This window comes from Pseudonocardia sp., from assembly GCF_025465255.1.
In the GTDB taxonomy this organism is placed as follows: Bacteria; Actinomycetota; Actinomycetes; order Mycobacteriales; family Pseudonocardiaceae; genus Pseudonocardia.
In genome coordinates this window covers 1-4,467 of record NZ_JAODNI010000032.1, presented here as the reverse complement: position 1 = coordinate 4,467, position 4,467 = coordinate 1, and the positions used below count along the sequence as shown (strand labels likewise).

3 protein-coding genes and 1 pseudogene are annotated in these 4,467 nt (G+C 66.8%); 3 read left to right on the top strand and 1 reads right to left on the bottom strand.

Annotated features, from left to right (window positions below; genetic code table 11):
* Positions 1 to 214: pseudogene (locus JWP64_RS03370) on the bottom strand (hypothetical protein); the annotation flags it as partial.
* Between the two features lie 2,116 nt (positions 215 to 2,330).
* Between JWP64_RS03370 and JWP64_RS03365 the strand changes: the two are divergent.
* The 3 genes from JWP64_RS03365 to JWP64_RS03355 form a co-directional block, all read left to right on the top strand.
* Complete coding sequence (locus JWP64_RS03365; protein WP_297492119.1) at positions 2,331 to 2,930, top strand: M23 family metallopeptidase; 600 nt, start codon at positions 2,331 to 2,333, stop codon at positions 2,928 to 2,930.
* Between the two features lie 340 nt (positions 2,931 to 3,270).
* A complete protein-coding gene (locus tag JWP64_RS03360) occupies positions 3,271 to 3,888 on the top strand; it encodes a GH25 family lysozyme (RefSeq protein ID WP_366889317.1) in 618 nt (205 codons plus the stop codon).
* Positions 3,889 to 4,193: 305 nt separating this feature from the next.
* Positions 4,194 to 4,467: sigma factor (locus tag JWP64_RS03355; protein ID WP_297492120.1), on the top strand; the 274-nt coding region annotated here is incomplete at its 3' end.

The following is a 4,467-nucleotide window of genomic DNA, read 5'->3' as shown; positions in this document are numbered from 1 at the left end:
CCGCCCGGCGGTGCCCGAGTACTGCCGCTGCACCCCGTCCGGCGACACCTCACCCGCGCGCTCGGCCAGGGTCCAGCCGTTCTTCCGTTCCAGGCCCGCGACCAGCCCGGACACGTAGGCCCGCACCTGATCCCGCGGCTCCGCCCGCGCGAACCGGGCCCGCCACCCGGGCATGCAACCGATCCAACTCGGCCATCACGACATCGACAACCACACATGACATGATCCACCATCATGTCAAGCAACTGCCGTTGCAGTGTTGGGCCCCGCCTTGCAGCCTTCGGGGCCGCGGGGTGGGGCACTGTCGTTCGTTGCGGGGCTCAGACCCTTGGGGCAGTCCGGTCCAGCCACATCTGGCCGCTAGCGCAGCAGGCGCGGCTCGCGCGTCTGGGGCCGGACTGAGCATCGCTAGCGGTGTGCGGCGCAGAGCCGACGCACTCTACGTCGACGCACAAGCAGGGGCCGACCCCAATCCTCCGATCGATCGATCGTTCCACTTCCTCACGGTTCCGCAGCCGACCGCTCTACCCAGCTTGGTCGTCACAGGCCGTTTCCTCGGCGGGCCGGTTCCGTCATCAATGTCACAATCAACGCTGGGGATGCCACGTCCTAGACATTCCAGAGGAGGCATGCACAGCGTCCCTCCATGTTGACCCACCTTCGGCAGGAAACGTTCGTGGCCCTCTCAGCGCGCTTGTGAGGTACAGCAGCTGATCTGAGCTGGCAACGGCTCAGGAGGATCCCAAGGTGGAGGTGGCACCTGAGCCTAATCGGGGCAGCGACGGATCTGACGGTGCTGCCGAACCTCCCGGTGGGCCCGAGACAGCATCGCCGGGGCCCAATACCTAATCGCTGCGCGGGGCATACACGAGCACCGGCACACTCCCGCGGCCGGCGATCCTATGAGTCTCAAAATAGCTCGGACGGCCGCCGGCCTCGTGGACCGACGGTAGAGGTTACGGCGCGGTCGATCAAGGTGGCGGATGAGGAGAGCGGGGTGGCGAGGTTGCGCCCTAAGGCCACGATAGAGCCGCGTCAATTCGGCGAGCCCTGGCTCGCCACCTGAACGGCGGCTCGTCGGCCCCGCCACGCGTCCCCAGCCTGAGGTCGTGACAGCTGCGTCCACTCCGAGAGAGGAGGAGGATCGTGACAACGTCTGGTCCCCCCAATCAATCGCCGGAACTCCAAATCAGGATGCTGAACCTCCACAGGCCGTGGCGTACGGAAAGAACATATCCGCCGAAGAAGCTGAACGTTGCCATCGGGGCTGTTCAGTCGCAGATAGCAGCGTCCGGGAACGATGTCTATGCGACATGGGAAGCGATCGGTCAAGGCGGCAACACCGACATCTTCTTCGCACAAGGGAGATAGCCGCGCGTCGCGCAAAACCCCAGCTGTCACCACAAGCTGTAGGCACTGCCAACCGGTTGTCGCCGCGACCGGCAGCGGTCTGTCTCACGCTGCTCGTCTATACGATGTTCCTCAGCCGATCCGCTGACCCACCTTGCCATCTCGCCATGCTCGAAGGTACCGGCGACAGCGACGGCAGCACCGTTACAGACGAGCAGTACAAGGCGGCCAACGAGCAGCAGTAACCCCCGCGTGGTCAAGCTGACGCCGGTTTGGTCCGGCTGACGGGGTCCCTTCACGACACCGACTTCGTCGAATGTCGGCACGCGGAATGATCACCCATCACGTGCCCGCGTCCAGCCGGTTGCGAGTGATCAGGACAGCCGCTGCAATGGGTCCACTTCCAGCCTGCGGAGCAACTCGGCGTCACCGACCGGCCTGTCCGCCATCATGCGACCTCGCAGGGCCAGACGCACGGAGAAGGCCTACTTCCGCATCGACGTCGCTCTCGCCCGAAGCCCGGCCTGCCCGAACCCGGACGAAGCGTGGTCGTGTCTCCATTGGCCCTGTTCCCCGGTCGCCGACCACGGCCACCGACATTCCGAGCGGACGACCGAGGTGCTCGAGGAAGGCGACGGGCTGACCGAGCCAGAAGCCGTAGACGCTGGTCGGACCATATCCCGCCCCTATCGAAGCCCGCCGTACGGAGCCCCGGTAAGGCGGCAAATGGGCCTGACGGCGAGAGGGGCTGTCGAGTATCTGTAGTAGGGCTCGGCCAGTCCGAGACAGGGGGCGGGGGAAATCGGGACATAGCACAGTGATGTCCGCCAGGGGTCGAGCGGAAACCGGGCACTGCACGAGGGCTACTCGATCGGGGGCAAACGATGACAGATCACGGTGATGAGGAGACGAGCGCACCGGCGACGCCGGACGGGGACGCCGACCGGATCCGGTGGAATTGGAACAGAATGTGTTCGCTCGTGCTCTCAGCGTTGCTGGCCGTCGTCGCGCTCGTCGCTGTCGGGACATCGCCGGCAGCGGCGGACCCGGACGGCAAGTACCCGACGTTGTCCGCCCATCACCATGACGACGACGACGACTACTACGACGACTACTACGACGATGACGACGCGCCGCCCTCCGAGCGGGGGCCGACCGGTTACAGCTTGGTACTTCCGAAGGGCGCGATAGAGAGCTCGCTCACCGCGCCACACCACGACTATCCCGCGATCGACATTGCGGTGGCCGCCGGAACACCGTTCTACGCCGTCACCTCCGGTACCGCGACGAGGCTCTACCAGGCCGGTGGCTGCGGCAACGGCGTGACGCTACGGGGTGACGACGGCGCCAAATACACCTACTGCCACGCCACCCGCATCTCGGCTGTTGGCAGAGTCGCCAATGGGCAGCGGCTCGGGCTGACCGGAAGCACGGGAGATGCCACCGGCCCGCACCTGCACCTGCAGATCGCGTACCCCGCGTCGACTCTTCGGTGTCCGAAGGCGTTGTTGGTGGCACTGTCCAAGGGAACGGCTCCGCCGCCCGTCGAGCGCCTCCCGACAAGCGGGTGCTCCTATTAGCCCGCCCGGCACGGGTCTGCCAGACACACGCAGATGTATCGCAGGTCCATGCCGGCACGCCGAAAGGCCGACCATGAGTACCACCTTCAACGCCGGCGGCCTCCGTCGGACGAGTGCCGCCGCAGTCGGATTGTGTGTCGCTGCTCTGTTGCTCTCGGGTTATTCCCCTGCGCACGCGGCCACTACCGCCCACACCCCGACGTCCACCATCCCCGGCGCGATGCCGCGACCGACCGCACGGGACAACCACACCGCCGGGTCGCAGATCGCGAAGCACGAGGGCAACTACGCAGCGGCATCCTTCGCGTCGAGAGTGCCGGGGAGTGGTGCTGTTCGCGGCATGGACGTCAGCGGCCACCAGGGCGTCGTCGACTGGGCCGCCGCGTACGACGGCGGAGCCCGGTTTGCCTACATCAAGGCCACCGAAAGCACCACCTACACGAACCCGTACTCCGACCAGCAGTTCAACGGCGCCGCCGAGGCGGGCATCCTCCGCGCCGCGTACCATTTCGCCCTCCCCGACCGATCCGACGGGGCCACCCAAGCCGACTACTTCCTGGACAACGGCGGCGGCGGGGGCGCCGACGGCAGGACGCTGCCCCCGGCGGTGGACATGGAGTACACCCCTTACGGCGCCACCTGCTACGGGCTCAGCCATGCGGAGATGGTGGGGTGGGTGAAGGACTTCAGCGACACGGTGCACGCCCGGACCGGCCGATGGCCGACCATCTACACCTCGACCACGTGGTGGAGCCAGTGCACCGGCGACCTCGCCGACATGAGCAGCACCAACTCGCTGTGGGTGGCCGGGTACGCGCCGGCCGTGGGTCCGCTGCCCTACGCCTGGAGCCACTACGCGTTCTGGCAGTATGCCAGCTCCGGCACCCTGGTCGGCGACCAGAACGTCTTCAACGGTACGTACGGCGCGCTGCAGGCCTTGGCGGGGTCGGCGGCCTGACCCTCCGGTGACGACCCGCGTTCCTGCCCGCCGAACCGTGGGCGCCTGGCCTGCCATTCGGCGGGGGAGCCGAACGTGCCTACCGAGGTCATCACGATGAACCCACGGGACGCCCAGGATCGCGAGGGCGACGGAGTCGAGCACCGCGACGATCAGAGCCTTCGCTGCTCTCCCTCCGAGACGGCCGCAGCGCCGGGCAGACGAAGAGACCGACGAAGTGTCGGGCATGAATCGGCAACATGAGGACGACGTATCGAGTCGCCAATTGAAGCCGACTCCGTCATGAGCCGGGAGGAGGGGGCCAAATCAGTGAAGCAACAGACGTTCCCGACGAGCTGGTGGCCCTTGCGACTACAGGTGACCGCAGAGCGGTCGAACGTGTACTGGCCACCATCCGACCACTGGTTGTGCGGTACTGCCGCGCCCGGTTCGGACGGATGGACCGCGCCTCGGTCTCGGCGGACGACGTCGCGCAGGAGGTGTGTCTGGCCGTGCTGACGGCCCTACCCGGGTACCGCGTCCAGGGGCGACCGTTCCTGGCGTTCGTGTACGGCATCGCGTCGCACAAGGTGATCGACG